Source organism: Nocardioides glacieisoli (assembly GCF_004137245.1).
Lineage (GTDB): Bacteria > Actinomycetota > Actinomycetes > Propionibacteriales > Nocardioidaceae > Nocardioides > Nocardioides glacieisoli.
Window position 1 is genome coordinate 219,442 of record NZ_SDWS01000005.1, and the last position, 17,001, is coordinate 236,442.

A 17,001-nucleotide genomic window follows, 5' to 3' on the forward strand; every position below is an offset into this window, starting at 1 on the left:
GATTCCCGGTCCTCGTTCGGACATTCCGTCGCCCCGTCCGCGCGTAGGCTGCGCGCGTGGCCGAGGTGACGCCGGGTGTGACGCTCCAGGAGGCGCTGGTCCTGCCCACGTTCCGCCGGGCCGTCCCCGCCGTCGTGGCAGGCGCCTCCGGCCTCGACCGGCCGATCCGCTGGGTGCACGCCACCGAGCGCCTCGACGCGGGCTCGCTGCTCCGCGCCGGCGACCTCCTGCTGACGATGGGCACCGGGCTCCCGGGCGACGACGACGCCGCCGGGCTGACGGCCTTCGTCGACGAGGTCGCCGACTCCGGCGCGGTCGGGATCGTGGTCGAGCTCGGCCGCAGGTGGTCCGCAGACCTGCCCGCCCCGCTCGTCGACGCCTGCGAGCGGCACGGGCTGCCGCTGGTCGTCCTCGGCCAGGAGACCCGCTTCGCCGCCCTGGCCCAGGAGATCGGCGAGCGTGTCGTGGACCGCCAGCTCACCGAGCTGCGCGAGGCCCAGCGCGTGCACGAGACCTTCACCGAGCTGTCCTTCGGCCAGGCGGGCCCGGTCGAGATCCTCCAGGCCGTGCAGCGGATGGCCGCCGGACCGGTCGTCGTGGAGAACGCCCAGCACCGGCCGCTCGACTACTTCGCCGGGCCCGACGACGCCGGTGGCTTCCTCGACGGCTGGCCGGCCCGCTCGCGTCGGGTGGAGGTCGCCTCCCGCACGGGGTGGGACGCCGCCAACGGCTGGCTGGTCACCCGGCTCGGCACCGCCGACCAGGTGTGGGGCCGGCTCGTGATCGGCTCGCCGCAGCCCCCCTCGCAGCGCCTCGTCGCCGTCGCCGAACGCGCAGCGGCGGCCCTCGCCCTGCACCGGCTCCACGACCGCGACCGCGGGACGCTCATGCGGCGTACGCACCTCGAGCTGCTCTCCGGCCTCACCGACGACCCCGACTCCGACGACGTGCTCCGTCGCTGCGAGCTGGCCGGGTTCCCGGTGCGGCGCCGCTCCTTCGCCGGCGTGGTGGTGCGGCCGCGGGTCGGGGCGGTGTCGCCGGCCGACCTCGACGAGGTCGCGGCCACGGTCGTCCGGGCCGCGCACGGCCTGCGGCTGCCGGCGCTGGTCTGCGAGGTCGAGCGCGACCTGCGGGTGGTGGTCTCGGCGGCGCCGACCGCGGACGTCGAGGACCTCGTCGACCGGCTCGCGGCCCGCGTCCTCGCCCACCACGACGTCGTGCTCGCTGCCGGTCGGGTCGTGACCGAGCGGTCGTCCGTCGCGCGCTCGGTCACCGAGGCGGGCCAGGTCGCCGACGCTGCCCCGCAGGCGCGCCGCGAGCACGACCCCGACGTGCACCGGCTCGCGGACCTCCACCTGCGCGGCCTGCTCGCGCTCCTCGGTGAGGACGACCGGCTGAGGCTCTTCGTCGACCGCGAGCTCGCCCCGCTCAAGGGTCATGACCGCGCCGAGGGGGCGCGCACCGACCTCGTCGCCGCCCTCCGCGCGCTGGTGATGCACCCGGCCAGCAAGACCGAGGCCGCTGCCAGCCTCCACCTCTCGCGCGCGGCGTTCTACGACCGGCTGGCCCGGATCGAGAAGCTCCTCGACGCCGACCTCGACGACCCCGACGTACGCGTCTCGCTCCACGTGGCGCTGCTCGTGGACGACCTGTCCGGCACAACGTCCGGTCCGCCGACGAAGTGACGACAGATCGTCGGGCACCGGGGCGAATCGCCGGGGGACGATGACGCCATGTTCCGTGTGCTCGACGTCGCCACCGACGTGCCCACCGCGCCCCTCGACCCGGGCACCGTCCTCGACGGCGCGCCCGAGGCGGGCTCCCGCGCGCTCGCCGCGGTCGCCGGCGTGGAGGTCGGCGTCTGGGAGATGAGCCCCGGCACCGCCACCGACGTCGAGGTCGACGAGGTGTTCGTCGTGCTGTCCGGCTCGGCGACCGTCACCTTCGACGACGGCGAGGCGGTCGACCTCGGCCCCGGCAGCGTCGTACGACTGCGCGCCGGCGAGCAGACCACCTGGGTCGTCCGCGAGACGCTCCGCAAGATCTACGTCGCCTGAGAGGCTTCCTCACATGTCCGAGACCATCCGCAACTTCATCGACGGCGAGCTGGTCGAGTCGGCCGCGACCGACTTCATCGAGCTCGTCGACCCCACGACGGGTGAGGTCGACGGCCGCTCACCGGTCTCCACGCCCGAGGAGGTCGACCGGGCCTACGCCGCCGCGGCGCGCGCGTCGGAGTCGTGGAAGCGGCTGACGCCGGGCCGCCGCCAGGCCCACCTCCTCGACCTCGCCACCGCGATCGCCGAGCGGCGTGACGAGATCAGCGAGGTGCAGGCGCGCGACACCGGCCAGCCGGTGCGCTACATCGCCAGCGAGGAGGTCGACCAAGGTGTCGACCAGCTGCGGTTCTTCGCCGGCGCGGCCCGGCTGCTCGAGGGCAAGTCCGCGGGGGAGTACCTCGAGGGCCACACCTCGAGCATCCGGCGCGAGCCGATCGGCGTCGTCGGCCAGGTGACTCCGTGGAACTACCCCTTCGCGATGGCGATCTGGAAGATCGCCCCGGCGCTCGCCGCGGGCAACACCATCGTCCTCAAGCCCAGCGACACGACCCCGCGCTCGACGGTGCTGCTCGCCGAGATCGCCGGGGCGATCCTGCCGCCCGGCGTGCTCAACGTCGTCAACGGCGACGCGACGACCGGACGGCTGCTCGTCGAGCACCCGACGCCCGGCCTGGTGGCGATCACCGGTTCCGTCCGCGCCGGGATGGAGGTCGCGTCGTCGGCCGCGAAGAACCTCAAGCGCGCCCACCTCGAGCTCGGCGGCAAGGCTCCCGTGGTCGTCACGCCCGACACCGACCTGCCCCGGGCGGCCGGGCTGATCGCCGCGGCGGCCTACTTCAACTCCGGCCAGGACTGCACGGCCGCGACCCGCGTGATCGTGCACCGCAGCATCCACGACGAGCTGGTCGACCTGCTCGTCGCGGAGGCCGAGGGCACCCGCCCCGGGCCGCCGTCCGACACCGAGGCCGACTACGGCCCGCTCAACAACGCGGCCCACCTCGCCAAGGTCGAGGCGTTCCTCGCCGACCTGCCCGACCACGCCACCGTCCGCACCGGCGGCACCCGCCACGGCGACGCCGGGTTCTTCTTTGCCCCGACCGTCGTGACCGGTGTGCGGCAGGACGACCGGATCGTGCAGGAGGAGGTCTTCGGCCCGGTCCTGACCGTGCAGTCGTACGACGACGAGGCCGAGGCGGTGCGTCTCGCCAACGACGTGCCCTACGGGCTGGCGGCCAGCGTCTGGACGCGCGACCACGGCACCGCCGACCGGCTGACCCGCGAGCTGGACTTCGGGTGCGTGTGGGTCAACACCCACATCCCGTTCGTCTCCGAGATGCCGCACGGTGGCTTCGGCCACTCCGGCTACGGAAAGGACCTCTCGGGCTACGGCTTCGACGACTACACGCGCATCAAGCACGTGATGACCGCGCACTACTGAGCCGCCCGGGCACTCCCGGCGTGGCACCATGCAGCCGTGGGGGGACGAGGGCTGGTGGCGTCGCTGCTGCTCGTGGGCGCGGCCACCGCCTGCACACCCGATGTCCGCGACGACGTCGACGACGACGCGGTGTGGCGCACCAGTGCCGAACCGATCTACACCGGCGGCTTCGTCTGGGCCGTCGGCTCGACGGTGCACCTGGCCGACGGCACGACGATCGACACCGGCGCGACGGTCCGCGCCCTGCTGGTGGGTGGCGACGGCGTCTTCTTCGTCCCGTTCGACCCTGAGGACGACGACGGTCGGTTCGTGGGTGCCGACCTCTTCTTCACCGCCCCCGACGGCGACGCCGTCGACACCGGGCTCGACGTCGACGACGAGGGCGTGGCGGTCTCGCCGGACGGCACCCACCTCGCGGTGCTCGCCACCGACTACGACACCGGCGGCGCCGAGATGCGCCTCTACGACCTGACGTCCGGCGACGGCGTGACGACGGACGACGGCTTCGACACCGACCGCACCGACCCGGTCCACGACCTCAACGAGTCCGAGGTCGCCATCCTCGTTATCACCGACGCCGAGGTCTACGCCAGGACGACCGGTGGCGACTGGGCCTACGACCTGGACAGCGGTGACGCACGCGAGCTGGGCGAGGACGAGGTGGTGCCGGAACGGGGTGCTGACCCGCTCCAGAGCCCGGCGGGCGGCTGGCGCATCGAGCAGCGTGACGGCCTGCGCGCCGTGCTCGTGCCCGACGCAGGCGAGGACGTCGTGCCGGACGCTCCGGCGGAGCGCTGGACGCTCTCGCGCTGGATCGACGAGGGGACCGTGCTCGGCATCGCTGTCGACGGTCCGGGTGACGGCGACACCGTCGGCCCCGACGACGTCCTCAGCCTGATGACGTGCCAGGTGCCGTCCGGTGCCTGCGTGACGGTGCCGGGCACCGCGGGTGAGCGGGTCGTCGTGCCCCTGCGTCCGGGTGCCGGCGGAGGCTTCGACCTGCGACCCCCGGACGAGCCCTGACCAGAGCGTCGGTGCGTCAGTCGGGGACGTCCACGTCGAAGACGTCGAGCAGCTGGGCGAGGGTGCGGTAGTAGCCGACGAGCACCACGAGCTCGGTGATCGTCGTGGTGCCGAGGACCCCGGCCAGGTCGGCGTACTCCTCGCCGGTGAGGCGGGAGCGGTCGTCCAGCAGGCGACGGCACAGCGCGTACGCCGACGCCTCGACCGCGTCGTCCGTCGTGAACCGCCCCTCGGCGAGGGCCACCAGCTCGACGTCGGTCAGTCCGACGGCCCGGCCGACGCGCTCGTGGGCGTGCTGCTCGAAGACGCTGCCGGTGGCCGCGGCGACGGCGAGGATCGCGATCTCGCGCACCCGGTCGGTGAGCCCGGTCGCGTAGCGGACGGCACTGCCCAGCTCCTGGAGCGGGCGGCCGAGTGCGGGCCCGTGGACCATCACCCCGAACGGGCCGGTGAGTGCACCGTCGGCCGTGGTCAGTGCGAAGTGCTGGGGTCCGGTGCTGCGGGGACCGCCGACGATGTCGTCGTACAACACCCGCTGGTCGGGATCGAGGTCCTCGGGTCGCAGGTCGGGCAGGCGCATACGTTCATGATGCCGCGCCTCGGGCATGCTTGAGGCATGCGTTTCACCGAGCACGAGCTGACCGTCGCCGTCACCGCCGCCGCGAAGATCGTGGCCGGCGGCACGATCGGGCGGCGCGGCAAGGGTGAGGAGAAGTGGGAGGCGATGAGCAGGATCGAGCGCTACCACCTCCTCGAGGCCGTCGGCGGCCAGGTGCTGCCGGTGCTGCTCGCGCTGCCCGACGTCGAGGTCGAGGCCGGGACGCGGCCGACCTTCACCGACGCGCAGATCGCTGCCGCGGTCGAGGAGACGATGGGCGAGACCGGCATCGGCCGCATGCGCAAGAAGGTGGCGCTGGCCGCGCGCCTCACGCTCGTGCGTACGGCCCTCGCGCAGCTCCCGGTCCGGCAGGACCCCGACGCGCTGACGGTCCCCGACCACCTGTGAGCGGGGTCACCCCCTGAGAACCCTGAGGAGGGCGCTCAGGTTCGGTGCGTACCGTCGATGGGGATGAACCACCTCATGCGCACCCGTTCTGCCCTCGGCCTCGTGGCCGCCGCCAGCCTCCTCGTCCTCTCGGCGTGTGGCTCGTCCTCCGACGACGCGTCGTCGGACAAGGACGCCTCCGCGAGCGAGTCGCCGAGTGCGAGCGCGGACGCCGAGGCCGGCTCCGCCGACGGCCCCGACCTCTCCGGCATCCCCGACGTGGTCGCCGAGGTCAACGGTGAGGAGGTCACCAAGGACGAGTTCGTCCCGCTCTTCGAGGCGGCCTTCCAGCAGGCGACCGCCGAGGCGCAGACCAGTGGTCAGGCTCCCGACGAGGAGCAGATCAAGCAGCAGACCGCCGAGGACCTCGTCTCCACCGAGCTCCTCACGCAGGAGGCCGAGTCCCGCGGCCTCGAGGTCGGCGACGACGAGATCGATGCCGAGCTCGAGGAGATCGCCCAGCAGAGCCAGCTCGCCTCCGCCGAGGAGCTGCTCGCGGCGATCGCGGAGAACGGCATGTCCGAGGACCAGGCGCGCAACCAGGTCGAGATGCAGGTGCTTGTCGAGAAGCTCGTCGAGGACGAGGACGGCGGCACCACGCCGAGCGAGAAGGAGCTCCGCGCGATCTACGCGCAGGCCAAGGAGCAGGCCGCCGGCCAGCAGGGCCAGAAGATCCCGCCCTACGCCCAGGTCCGCGACCAGATCGCCGAGCAGGCGAGGACCGAGCAGGTCGGCAAGGTCGCGCAGGGTCTCGTCGAGGACCTCCGCGAGGACGCGGACATCACGATCAACCTCTGATCAGCTCCTGGTCCGGTGGTGCCGGGCGACTCGCGCTCGGGGTGATCACGGTTGCCGACTCAACCACTTTTGCGATGTTGACCTCACGTGGGCTTTGAAGCACTAACGTGCTTTCGTGTGTCATTCCTGTGTGAGCCGGCACTCCCGGCCCGGGTGCCTCCTCGGGTCGGGACGACGGCCGTGACCGTCCGACCGGCGCTGCCCGCCCGGTGGGTCGTGGGATTCGCCGTCACCTACGCGGTCCTCGCCGTACTGGCCCGGCTGGCAGGCAAGGACGGGCAGGGCGTGAGCCTCATCTGGCCGGGCGCGGGCGTCGCCATGCTCTGGCTGCTCGCGGAGTCACGGCGCCACCAGGCGCGGGCGCTGGTGCCGTTGACGGTCATCCACGGCGGGGCCGCGTGGCTGACCGACGCCACGCTCGACCTGGTCGTGCTGGGCGCCGCGTCCATGGCCTTCCAGACCTGGGTCACCGTCGCGCTCGTGCGGCGCTGGTGCCCGAACCTCCTGGGTGCCGGAGGCACCGAGAGCTTTCGCTCGCCCCGCTCCCTGGCGTACACCTGCATCGCGGCCGCCGTCGGCAGCGCGGTCGGCGCCGCGATCGGCACCCTCGCCGTCTTCCTGCTCTCCGGGGGCGCCTGGGACACCTGGGTGCCCGTGGCGTGGTTCAACCGGCACTTCACGGGTCTCGTGGTCCTCGGGTGCGTCGGGCACCTGGCGTGGGAGTGGGCAACCCAGAGCATCGCCCCGCGCACCGAGGGCGGCAGTCGGCGGGAGCTCGGCGTGCTGTGGGCCGTCTCCACCGTGGTCCTCGTGCTCGTCTTCCTCCAGCCCCTCCCGATCGTCTTCCTCGTCATTCCGCTCGCGGTGTGGTCAGCGGCGCGGTTCCCCACGTTCTTCGCCGCCATCCACGCGCTCGCCCTGGGGGTCGGCGGACTGCTGCTGACACTCATGGGGGCGGGACCGGCACGAGCCCTGGACACCACCCCCTTCCAGGACACGCTGGTCGCGCAGGTGTTCCTCGTCTCGGTGCTGCTGACCGGACTCGCGGTCGGCACACTGAGCGATCGCATCGACCAGCTGGTGGTGCGGATGGGCGAGGCCCGGGCCAGGGCGGCCGAGCAGGCCGAGCTGCTCGCAGAGATGACCGAGAGCATGCGGGAGGGACTGATCGTCCTCGACGGCCTCGGACGCATCGAGCGCAGCAACGGCGCCAGCCGACGGCTCGCCCATCGGGTGCGTCCTGGCGCCTCCGACGCGGTGGCCCTCGCCGCACTGGTGGACCTGGTGCTCCACCCCGCGCCCGCCCACACCAGCGCCTCGCGCGCCGAGCTCGGCGTGGGCGACGTCCAGCTGCGGCTGCCCTCCGGCGACGACCTCGTGCTGGCCGTGTCGCGCGCCGACCTCGCCACCCAGCAGGGCGACGACGGACGCGCGGGCACCCTGCTGGTCCTCAGGGAGGTGACGGAGCACCGCCAGAGCATCCGGCCCCTCGTCGGTTTCGCCTCGACCGCGGCACACGACCTGCGCGGCCCCCTGACCGCGATCCGCGCCTGGCTCGAGCTCGCTGCCCTCGACCTCGATCCCGACGGTGACACCCATGCCTCGGTCACGCGTGCCGATCAGGCAGCGATCCAGATGGCCGGCCTGATCGACGACCTCCTCACCCAGGCCGTGGCCGAGGCAGGTGCCATGGACGTCAGCGACGTGCCGCTCAGCGGACCCGACAGCGCACTCGTGCGGGCCGCCGCGCTGTTGGGCCCTGATGACGCGATCGAGGTGCCTGACGAGGGCCTGCCGTCCGTGCACGCCGACGAGGCCTCCCTGCGGCAGCTCTTCGCCAACCTCGTCGGCAACTCCGTCAAGTACGCCCGCCGCGGCGTGCCTGCCTTGGTCCACGTGAGAGCGGTGCGCACGGGGTCCCGCGTGGTCGTCGAGGTCGAGGACAACGGTGTCGGCGTGGAGGAGAACCAGCGCGACCTGATCTTCGAGCGGTTCCACCGTGGTCACGTCTCGGGCGACGAGCGGCGCGGCACCGGCATGGGGTTGTCGATCTGCCAGACGATCGTGCAGCGACACGGTGGCACCATCGAGTGCCTGCCCGCCGAGCCCGGCCCGGGATCGGTCTTCCGGTTCGACCTGCCCGCCGCGGTGGGCCCCGCCGAGGTGGATCCCGTCAGCCTGCTGCCGGCGACGTCACCGGACGTCGCCGTGGCCGGCGACGAGCTGGCCACGGCCTAGCGACGTCTGCTCGGCTCAGACGTTGCGGCGGTACTGCCCCCCGACCTCGAAGAACGCCTCGGTGACCTGCTGGAGCGAGCAGACCCGGGCGGCGTCCATCAGCACGGCGAACACGTTGTCGCCGTTGATCGCGGCGTCCTTGAGGCGGGCGAGCGCCTCCTGCGCCTCGGCGCCGTGCTCGGCCTGGAAGGCGCGCACGCGGGTGAGCTGCGACTCCTTCTCGGCGTCGGTCGCGCGGGCGAGCTCGATCTCCTTGGGCTGCGCGTCGGCGGCGGACTCCTTGACGAACGTGTTGACGCCGATGATCGGCAGCGAGCCGTCGTGCTTGCGGTGCTCGTAGAGCATCGACTCGTCCTGGATCCGCCCGCGCTGGTAGCCCGTCTCCATCGCGCCGAGCACGCCGCCGCGCTCGTTGATCGAGTCGAACTCGGCGAGCACGGCCGCCTCGACGAGGTCGGTGAGGTCGTCGATGACGAACGAGCCCTGGAGCGGGTTCTCGTTCATCGCCAGGCCCCACTCGCGGTTGATGATCAGCTGGATCGCGAGCGCGCGGCGCACGGAGTCCTCGGTCGGCGTCGTCACCGCTTCGTCGTACGCATTGGTGTGGAGGCTGTTCGCGTTGTCGTAGATCGCGATCAGGGCCTGCAGCGTGGTGCGGATGTCGTTGAAGTCCATCTCCTGCGCGTGCAGCGACCGGCCGCTCGTCTGGACGTGGTACTTGAGCTTCTGCGAGCGCTCCGAGGCGCCGTACTTCTCCTTCATCGTGACCGCCCAGATGCGGCGGGCGACGCGGCCGAGGACCGAGTACTCGGGGTCCATGCCGTTGGAGAAGAAGAAGGACAGGTTGGGCGCGAAGTCGTCGATCTTCATGCCGCGCGCGAGGTAGGCCTCGACGTAGGTGAAGCCGTTGGCGAGGGTGAAGGCGAGCTGGCTGATGGGGTTCGCCCCGGCCTCGGCGATGTGGTAGCCGGAGATCGACACCGAGTAGAAGTTGCGCACCTGCTGCTCGATGAACCACTCCTGGATGTCGGCCATCATCCGCAGCGAGAACTCGGTGGAGAACAGGCAGGTGTTCTGGCCCTGGTCCTCCTTGAGGATGTCGGCCTGCACGGTGCCGCGGACGTTCGCCAGGGCGTACGCCGCCAGCGTGGCGCGCTCCCCCTCGCTCGGCTCGCGGCCCTCCTTCTCGCGGAACGCGTCGACCTGCTGGTCGATCGCGGTGTTGAGGAAGAAGGCCAGCACGGTGGGCGCGGGGCCGTTGATCGTCATCGACACGGACGTCGTCGGCGAGACGAGGTCGAAGCCGTCGTAGAGCGCCTTCATGTCGTCGAGCGTCGCGACGCTCACGCCCGACGTGCCGACCTTGCCGTAGACGTCGGGGCGCGGGTCGGGGTCACGGCCGTAGAGCGTCACCGAGTCGAACGCCGTCGACAGGCGGGTCGCGTCGTTGCCGTGGGACAGGATCTTGAAGCGGCGGTTGGTGCGCGCCGGGTCGCCCTCGCCCGCGAACATCCGGGCGGGGTCCTCGTTGTCGCGCTTGAACGGGAAGACGCCGGCGGTGAAGGGGTAGTAGCCCGGCAGGTTCTCGTTGCGCCAGAACGTCACGAGCTCGCCGTGGTCGGTGAATCGCGGCAGCGAGACGCGCGGGATCTTGTTGCCGCTGAGCGACTCCTTCGTCAGCTTCGTGGTGATCTCCCGGTCCCGGACCTTCACCACCTGCTCGTCACCGGAGTACGCCTCGACCACCGCCGGCCAGCGCTCGATCTGGTCGGCGACGTCGTGCGGCACGGCCCTGCGCGCGGCCTCGAGCAGCGCGGTCAGCCCATCGGTGGTCGAGTGCCCGGCGAGGGACGAGCCGGGTGTATCGAGACCCAGCTGGTCGGCGACGTACTGCACGCGTTGGAGGTTGCGCGCCGCCTCCGCCAGCTCCACCGTCTGCGCGTGGTAGCCGCGGACGGTCTCGGTGATCTCGGACAGGTAGCGCACCCGGTCGGCCGGGACGACCTGCCGGATGCCGGACGAGTGGCGCACGTCGACGTGCGGGAGCGTGCCCTCGACGACCGGCAGCCCGACCTCGGCGAGCTCGGCGCGCAGGTGCTGGTAGAGCGCGGTCACGCCGTCGTCGTTGAACGTCGCGGCGCTGGTGCCGAAGACCGGCATGTCGTGCGGCTGCTTGCCGAAGGCCTCGCGGTTGCGGACCAGCTGGCGGCCGACGTCCCGCAGCGCGTCCTTGGCGCCGCGGCGCTCGAACTTGTTGATCGCGACGGTGTCGGCGAAGTCGAGCATGTCGATCTTCTCGAGCTGCGAGGCGGCACCGAACTCCGGCGTCATGACGTAGAGCGAGTGGTCGACCAGCGGCACGATGCCCGCGTCGCCCTGGCCGATGCCGGGCGTCTCGACGATCACCAGGTCGTTGCCTGCGGCCTTGAGCACGTCGATCACGTCGGCGAGGTGCTCAGGCACCTCGTGGGCTCCGCGGGTCGCGAGGGAGCGGAAGAAGACCCGGTCGCCGTCGAGGGAGTTGGCGCGGATCCGGTCGCCGAGCAGCGCGCCGCCACCCTTGCGGCGGGTGGGGTCGACGGCGATCACCGCGATCCTCAGCTTGTCCTGCTGGTCGGTGCGGAAGCGTCGTACGACCTCGTCGGTCAGCGACGACTTGCCCGAGCCGCCGGTGCCGGTGATGCCGAGCACGGGCACGACGCGGCGCGTGGCGGCGGCGCGGATCTCGGTGAGCATCGCCTCGTCGAGGCGACCGCCCTCGGCGCCGGTGATCGCGCGGGCGACGGCGAACCGGTCGCCGGTCAGCACCTGCTCGACGGAGACCGCGCCGTCGGCCCAGAGATCGACGTCGCAGTCGGCGACGACGGAGTTGATCATCCCGACGAGGCCCATCTTCTGGCCGTCCTCGGGGGAGAAGATCGTGACGCCCGACTCGCGCAGCCGGGTGATCTCGGACGGCACGATCACGCCGCCGCCACCGCCGACCACCTTGACGTGACCCGCGCCCTGCGCGCGCAACGACTCCACGAGGTACTCGAAGTACTCCACGTGCCCGCCCTGGTAGGACGACACGGCGACGCCCTGGGCGTCCTCCTCGAGCGCGGCGTCGACGACCTCCTGCACGGAGCGGTTGTGCCCGAGGTGGATCACCTCGCAGCCCTGGCTCATGAAGATCCGCCGCATGATGTTGATCGACGCGTCGTGGCCGTCGAAGAGCGCGGACGAGGTCACGAGGCGGATCGGGTTCTTCGGGGTGTGCAGATCGGGGCGGGGCAGGTCGGCCATGGACAGATACTAGGACTTCCAACTATTACGCGCGAGTAGCCGGCTGGCGGCGGCTGGAGTCACCGGATATCCGGTGACCGCCATGGTTGTCAGCCCAGATCCAGGCCGCCAACCATGGAGCTGGGGTGCAAAGGTCAGTCGGAGTCGCCGAGCCCGGTCCGCAGCGCGGTCAGCCGCTCGGTCAGGTCGCGTACGTCGCCCTCGGGCAGGCCGGGGGTCTCGAAGACCTCGCCGTTGAGGGCCGCCGTCGCCTCCTCGACCGCCTCGCGGCCGGCGTGGGTCAGCACCGCGCGGACGACGCGACGGTCGGCGACGTCGCGGACGCGCTCGACGTACCCCTGGGCCACCAGCCGGTCGACGGCGCTGGTCACGCTGGTCGGGTGCACCTGCAGCAGCGAGCCGAGCCGCGACATCGGCATCGCCGCCTCGCGGGCGAAGGACAGCAGCCGCAGCACCTCGTAGCGGGCGAACGTCAGCCCGCGCGGGCGCAGCACGGTGTCGATCCGCTCCATCAGCAGCTGCTGCGCGCGCACGACCGACGTCACCATCGCCATCCCGTCGGCGGCGTCGGGCCAGCCGTGCGCCACCCACTGGCGGTGGGCCTCGCCGATCGGGTCGCGGGTCATGGCTGGACCCTAGGGCAAGGCCGCGAGCATCCCGTGCGCCTCGACCATCGCCGGGCCGTACCACGTCAGCAGCCGCCCCGACACCAGCCGCGTCGGCGTGCGCAGCGCCTCCGGGCCGTCGGATTCGGTGAAGACATACGGCTCGTCCGGCAGCAGTACGACGTCCGCGCCGGCGTCGTCGATCTCCGCCGGCGTGACCGTCGGATAGCGCCCGTCGTGCTCTGCCGGTCCGTGGGCGAGCACGTTGACCAGCCCGGCCCGGGCGAGCAGGTCGTCGGTGTAGGTCGAGGAGCCGACCACCATCCAGGGATCGCGCCAGATCGGGACGGCGACGCGGAGGCGGGGAGTGGCGGGCTCCGACCAGAGCGAGCGTGCAGCAGCCAGCCACGGCGGCTCGTGCAGCCCGAGCGCCTCGGCGAAGAGGCGCGACATCGACCCGAGCGACTCCTCGACGGTCTCGATCCGGGTGACCCAGACGGCGACGCCGGCCTCGCGCAGGCGGCGTACGTCGAGCTCGCGGTTCTCCTCCTGGTTGGCGACCACGAGGTCGGGGGAGAGCGCGCGGATGGCCGCGAGGTCGGGGTTCTTGGTGCCACGCACCCGCGACGCGCCGAGGTCGGCGGGATGGGTGCACCAGTCGGTCGCGCCGACCAGGACGTCGGGCGCGGAGGCCGCGAGCGCCTCCGTCAGCGACGGCACGAGCGACACGACCCGCGTCGCCGGCGCGGTCAGCGGGACGTCATGTCCGAGGTCGTCACGCATGACACGAAGGCTAAGCCGTGCGGGTGATGGGTGTCGGACCCGCGACGTGGTGGAGTTGCCCTCATGAGCAAGCGTTTGCGGTCCGCCGCGGTGCTCCCCGTCGACGGCGTGGAGCAGGCGACCGCCGAGGAGCGGACCTTCGCGGCCCTCGACCCGGCGACGGGCGAGGTGCTGTGGCAGGTGCCGGACGCGAGCACGGCTGACGTCGTCACCGCTGCCACCGCGGCCCGCCGGGCGCTGCTCGAGACCCCGTGGAGCACCGACACCCGGCTCCGCGTCGACGCGCTCCGCCAGCTCCAGTCCGTCCTCCGCGACCGGTCCGACGACCTGGCACAGCTCGCGGCGGCCGAGACCGGCGTCCCGGTGTCGCTGCGTGCCGAGCACCTCGACGCGCCCATCGCGCGGATGCTGGCCGATGACCGCGATCAGGCGGCGGTCGTGACCGCCGTGATCACTCCCGGGACCTCGCCGTTCGCGGTCGCCCTCGAGGAGGTCGGCCGGGTGCTGGTCGCCGGTGGCACGGTCGTCCTCAAGCCCGCTGTCGAGGCGTCGAGCGCAGCGCTCGAGCTCGGCCGCATCGCGCTCGACATCCTGCCGCGCGGCGTGCTCAACGTGCTCACGTCCCGCGACGTCGACGTCGTGAGCGCGCTCACGAGGGATCCCCGCATCGACGCGGTGTCGTTCACGGGCTCCTCGGTCAACGCCGAGCGCGTCCAGATCAGCGCGGACCGGGCCGGCAAGCACGTCCGGGTCGACGCCGGCGGTCCGACCCTCGCCCAGGCCGGCGACGACGACCTCGCCGAGGTCGTCGCGCGTGCCGCGACCACGCTCGCCGCCAACGCCGGACAGGGCTGCCGGCTCCCGGCGACCGTCCTGGTTCCCCCGCACCGCTACGACGAGGCCCTCCGCGTGGCCGTCGAGGCGATGGAGGCGGTGGTCGTCGGCGACCCGGCCGACCCCGCCACCCGGTGCGGACCGCTCCGCTCGCGGGTCGCCCGCGACCGGGTCGTGCGCTACCTGGCGCTGGCCGAGGCCGAGGGCGCCACGATCGCGCTCGGTGGCCAAGTGCCGGACCGGCCGGGGTGGTGGGTGGCGCCGACGGTGGTGGGCGGCCTGTCGCCGCAGTCACGCCTGGTGCGCGAGGAGATCCTGGGGCCCGTGCTCATGGTCGTCGCGGACGACGCATCGGCACGTGCATGACGCCGTCCTCGTCGAACTCCGGACCCGTCACCTCGAAGCCGTAGCCCTCGTAGAACGCGGTCAACCCGGTCTGCGCGTCGAGCCGGACCTCGCGGTCACCGCACAGCGCCATCGCCTCGTCCATCAGCACCGCGGCCAGGCCCCGGCCCCGCGCCGAGGGTGCGACCACGACACGGCCGATGCGCGCCCAGTCGCCGTCGTCCAGCACCCGCAGGGTCCCGATGACGGCGTTCTCCCGTTCGTGGGCGTCGTCGAGCAGCACGACGTGGCGGGTCGCCGGCTCGAGGTCGCGGCCGTCGAGGTCGGGGTAGGGACAGTCCTGCTCGACCACGAACACCTGCTGCCGCAGCCGCCACACGTCGTACGCCGTCCGCACCCCGAGGCCGTCGACGTCGGACGTGACGACCCTCATCGGACGAATCCCACGACCTGGCGGAAGGCGCGACGCGCCTCGGGGGCGAGGGGGAGGAGGCCGTAGACGTGGATCAGGTCCGGCTCCTCGATGGCCGTGAGGTCCCAGCCGGCCTCGGCGGCGCGACGGACGAGCAACCGGCAGCCGGGGAAGAGCAGGTCGCGGGTGCCGTAGAGCACCATCGCCCGTGGCAACCCGGCCAGGTCGGCGAGCGCGGGGGAGACCTCGGGTCGGCCGAGGTCGTCGGGCGAGCCCGCCCACCACAGGCCGTACGCCTCCAGCTTGCCGAGGAACAGCCACGGGTCGATCGCGTCGACCTCGCGCGTCTCGGGAGTCGAGGTGGTGAGGTCCACCCACGGCGCGTGCATCACCAGGTGCGTGGCGGGCCTCAGTCCGCGGTCGCGCATGGAGAGCGCCATCGCCAGGGCGAGGCCACCACCGGCAGAGTCGCCAGCAAGCACGACACCGCCGTCCTCGCCCGCCCAGTGGGCCGCGTCGGCGACGAGGGCCTCGTGGGAGTCGGCCCAGGTGTGCTCGGGCGCGAGGGGGTAGTCGGGCAGCACGAGGCGGGCGCCGATCGCGTCGGCGAGCCGGGTGGCGTAGCGGACGTGCATCGGGTCGATCGGGGCCATGAAGGCGCCGCCGTGGACGTAGTAGAGCGTGCGGGTGACGCGCCGCCCGCGCGGCGTGAGGACGTAGGTCGGGAACCCGATGTCCTCGACCGTGACGTCCCACCGTTGCGCGAAGCGCGGCACCGCGCGGGTCGGGAGGCTGCGGTCGAGGGTGCGGTGCCAGGCCTCCACGCGGGACCGCTCGGCCGGCTCGCTCTCGAGCTCGCGCGCGCGTCGCACCTTCGGGATCACCGTCGCGAGCAGCTGGTGGCGGACGCTGGGCATGGGCAGAGCGTAGGGGGCGGCCGGGGCCGGGCTAGGGTGGAAGCACAAGACAGGGGAGCACGCGCAGGCGTGCTGAGAGTGCGGACCAGCCGCAGACCCTACGAACCTGATCCGGTTAGCACCGGCGATAGGGAGTCACCATGCACCAGTCATCCGTCCGCGCTGCCCTCACGACGGGGGTGGCCGCGCTCGCCCTCGCCGGCTGCAGCCTCACCGGCGGTGACCCGTCGGAGCCGACGACCTCGGCCTCCGACGGAGCCGGCGGCACGACCGGCGGCACCGTCGTCCTTGCCACGCACGAGTCATTCACCCTTCCCAAGAAGCTCGTCCGCCAGTTCGAGCAGGAGAGCGGCTACACCCTCGAGGTCCGCGCCGCCGGCGACGCCGGCACGCTCGCCACCAAGCTCAGCCTGACCGCCGACAACCCGATCGCCGACGCCGCCTTCGGCATCGACAACACCTTCGCCTCGCGCCCGCTCGGCGAGGGCGCCTTCGCCGAGCTCTCGCCGTCCACCGCGCCGCCGGAGGAGTACGCCCTCGCGGACGGCGGCGACCGTCTCGTCCCGATCGACTCGGCGAGCGTGTGCGTCAACGTCGACACCGCGTGGTTCGAGGCGGAGGGGCTCGAGCCGCCGCAGACGCTCGACGACCTCACCGACCCCGCCTATGCGGGCCTGCTGGTGACGCCAGGCGCCTCGACCAGCAGCCCCGGGATGGCGTTCTTCCTGGCCACCGTCGCCGAGCACGGTGACGACTGGCCGGACTACTGGACCGACCTGCTGGCCAACGACGCCAAGGTCGTCGACGGGTGGGAGGACGCCTACTACGGCGACTTCACCGCCGGCTCGGAGAACGGCACCCGCCCGATCGTGGTGTCCTACGACTCCTCGCCGGCCTTCACCGTCACGGACGGACGGACGACCACCGCGGCGCTGCTCGACACCTGCTTCCGCCAGGTGGAGTACGCCGGCGTGCTGGCCGGCGCCGACAACCCCGACGGCGCCGAGGCGCTCATCGACTGGATGCTCAGCGACGAGGTGCAGAGCGCACTGCCGGAGTCGATGTACGTCTTCCCGGTTATGCCGGGCGCGACCGTGCCGGACGACTGGGCCGAGTTCGCGCCCCAGCCCACCGACCCCTACGAGGTCACGCCCGACGAGATCGCCGCCAACCGCGAGCAGTGGCTGACGGAGTGGACCGACGTCGTGTCCCGATGAG

The 17,001-nt window shown here is 72.4% G+C and carries 15 protein-coding genes and 1 riboswitch; of the genes, 9 read left to right on the forward strand and 6 right to left on the reverse strand.

Features of this window, described 5'->3' with window-relative positions; all coding sequences use genetic code 11:
• Positions 1–56: 56 nt before the first annotated feature.
• Genes EUA06_RS12680 through EUA06_RS12695 form a run of 4 tightly spaced genes read left to right on the forward strand, consistent with a single transcriptional unit; the run spans position 57 to position 4,521 of the window.
• Complete coding sequence (locus EUA06_RS12680) at positions 57–1,685, forward strand: PucR family transcriptional regulator (RefSeq protein WP_242498126.1); 1,629 nt, start codon at positions 57–59, stop codon at positions 1,683–1,685.
• A 48-nt stretch (positions 1,686–1,733) separates the two neighbouring features.
• Positions 1,734–2,057, forward strand: coding sequence for a cupin domain-containing protein (locus EUA06_RS12685; protein WP_129476173.1), 324 nt, complete (start codon positions 1,734–1,736; stop codon positions 2,055–2,057).
• Between the two features lie 13 nt (positions 2,058–2,070).
• Positions 2,071–3,498 carry a gamma-aminobutyraldehyde dehydrogenase gene (locus EUA06_RS12690; protein ID WP_129476175.1) on the forward strand — a complete coding sequence of 476 codons (1,428 nt, stop codon included), beginning with the start codon at positions 2,071–2,073 and terminating at the stop codon, positions 3,496–3,498.
• A gap of 36 nt (positions 3,499–3,534) precedes the next feature.
• Positions 3,535–4,521, forward strand: a complete 987-nt coding sequence (locus EUA06_RS12695) for a hypothetical protein (protein ID WP_129476177.1) — start codon at positions 3,535–3,537, stop codon at positions 4,519–4,521.
• Positions 4,522–4,537: 16 nt separating this feature from the next.
• Here the strand turns inward: EUA06_RS12695 and EUA06_RS12700 are convergent, their stop codons facing one another.
• Positions 4,538–5,101 carry a carboxymuconolactone decarboxylase family protein gene (locus EUA06_RS12700; RefSeq protein ID WP_129476180.1) on the reverse strand — a complete coding sequence of 188 codons (564 nt, stop codon included), beginning with the start codon at positions 5,099–5,101 and terminating at the stop codon, positions 4,538–4,540.
• Positions 5,102–5,137: 36 nt separating this feature from the next.
• Here EUA06_RS12700 and EUA06_RS12705 point away from each other — a divergent pair, with 36 nt between their 5' ends.
• The 3 genes from EUA06_RS12705 (at position 5,138) to EUA06_RS12715 (ending at position 8,602) form a co-directional block, all read left to right on the forward strand.
• On the forward strand, positions 5,138–5,527 hold the full coding sequence (locus EUA06_RS12705) for a hypothetical protein (RefSeq protein ID WP_129476183.1): 390 nt from the start codon (positions 5,138–5,140) through the stop codon (positions 5,525–5,527).
• 63 nt (positions 5,528–5,590) lie between these two features.
• Positions 5,591–6,364 carry a SurA N-terminal domain-containing protein gene (locus tag EUA06_RS12710; protein ID WP_165354378.1) on the forward strand — a complete coding sequence of 258 codons (774 nt, stop codon included), beginning with the start codon at positions 5,591–5,593 and terminating at the stop codon, positions 6,362–6,364.
• A 180-nt stretch (positions 6,365–6,544) separates the two neighbouring features.
• Positions 6,545–8,602: an ATP-binding protein gene (locus tag EUA06_RS12715; protein WP_165354379.1), complete on the forward strand. Its 2,058-nt coding sequence runs from the start codon at positions 6,545–6,547 to the stop codon at positions 8,600–8,602.
• Between the two features lie 15 nt (positions 8,603–8,617).
• Here the strand turns inward: EUA06_RS12715 and icmF are convergent, their stop codons facing one another.
• From icmF to EUA06_RS12730, 3 genes are all read right to left on the reverse strand, one after another.
• Complete coding sequence (gene icmF / locus EUA06_RS12720; protein ID WP_129476192.1) at positions 8,618–11,887, reverse strand: fused isobutyryl-CoA mutase/GTPase IcmF; 3,270 nt, start codon at positions 11,885–11,887, stop codon at positions 8,618–8,620.
• 134 nt (positions 11,888–12,021) lie between these two features.
• The gene (locus tag EUA06_RS12725) at positions 12,022–12,513 is read right to left on the reverse strand and encodes a MarR family winged helix-turn-helix transcriptional regulator (protein WP_129476195.1); all 492 of its coding nucleotides are present in this window, start codon (positions 12,511–12,513) and stop codon (positions 12,022–12,024) included.
• Between the two features lie 9 nt (positions 12,514–12,522).
• Entirely contained in the window at positions 12,523–13,275 is a 753-nt protein-coding gene (locus tag EUA06_RS12730) for a helical backbone metal receptor (RefSeq protein ID WP_129476198.1), read from the reverse strand.
• 63 nt (positions 13,276–13,338) lie between these two features.
• On the opposite strand from EUA06_RS12730, the gene EUA06_RS12735 reads away from it, so the two are divergent.
• On the forward strand, positions 13,339–14,475 hold the full coding sequence (locus tag EUA06_RS12735; protein ID WP_129476201.1) for an aldehyde dehydrogenase family protein: 1,137 nt from the start codon (positions 13,339–13,341) through the stop codon (positions 14,473–14,475).
• Here EUA06_RS12735 and EUA06_RS12740 read toward each other — a convergent pair.
• A complete protein-coding gene (locus tag EUA06_RS12740) occupies positions 14,438–14,887 on the reverse strand; it encodes a GNAT family N-acetyltransferase (protein ID WP_129476203.1) in 450 nt (149 codons plus the stop codon). The two genes, EUA06_RS12735 and EUA06_RS12740, sit on opposite strands and share 38 nt — an antisense overlap.
• Positions 14,884–15,783 carry an alpha/beta hydrolase gene (locus EUA06_RS12745; protein WP_129476206.1) on the reverse strand — a complete coding sequence of 300 codons (900 nt, stop codon included), beginning with the start codon at positions 15,781–15,783 and terminating at the stop codon, positions 14,884–14,886. Before EUA06_RS12745 ends, EUA06_RS12740 begins: the two co-directional genes overlap by 4 nt.
• A 41-nt stretch (positions 15,784–15,824) precedes the next feature.
• A riboswitch (TPP riboswitch) is annotated at positions 15,825–15,934 on the forward strand.
• Here EUA06_RS12745 and EUA06_RS12750 point away from each other — a divergent pair.
• Positions 15,924–17,000: a thiamine ABC transporter substrate-binding protein gene (locus EUA06_RS12750; RefSeq protein WP_129476209.1), complete on the forward strand. Its 1,077-nt coding sequence runs from the start codon at positions 15,924–15,926 to the stop codon at positions 16,998–17,000. It overlaps the preceding riboswitch by 11 nt.
• Position 17,001: the final 1 nt, after the last annotated feature.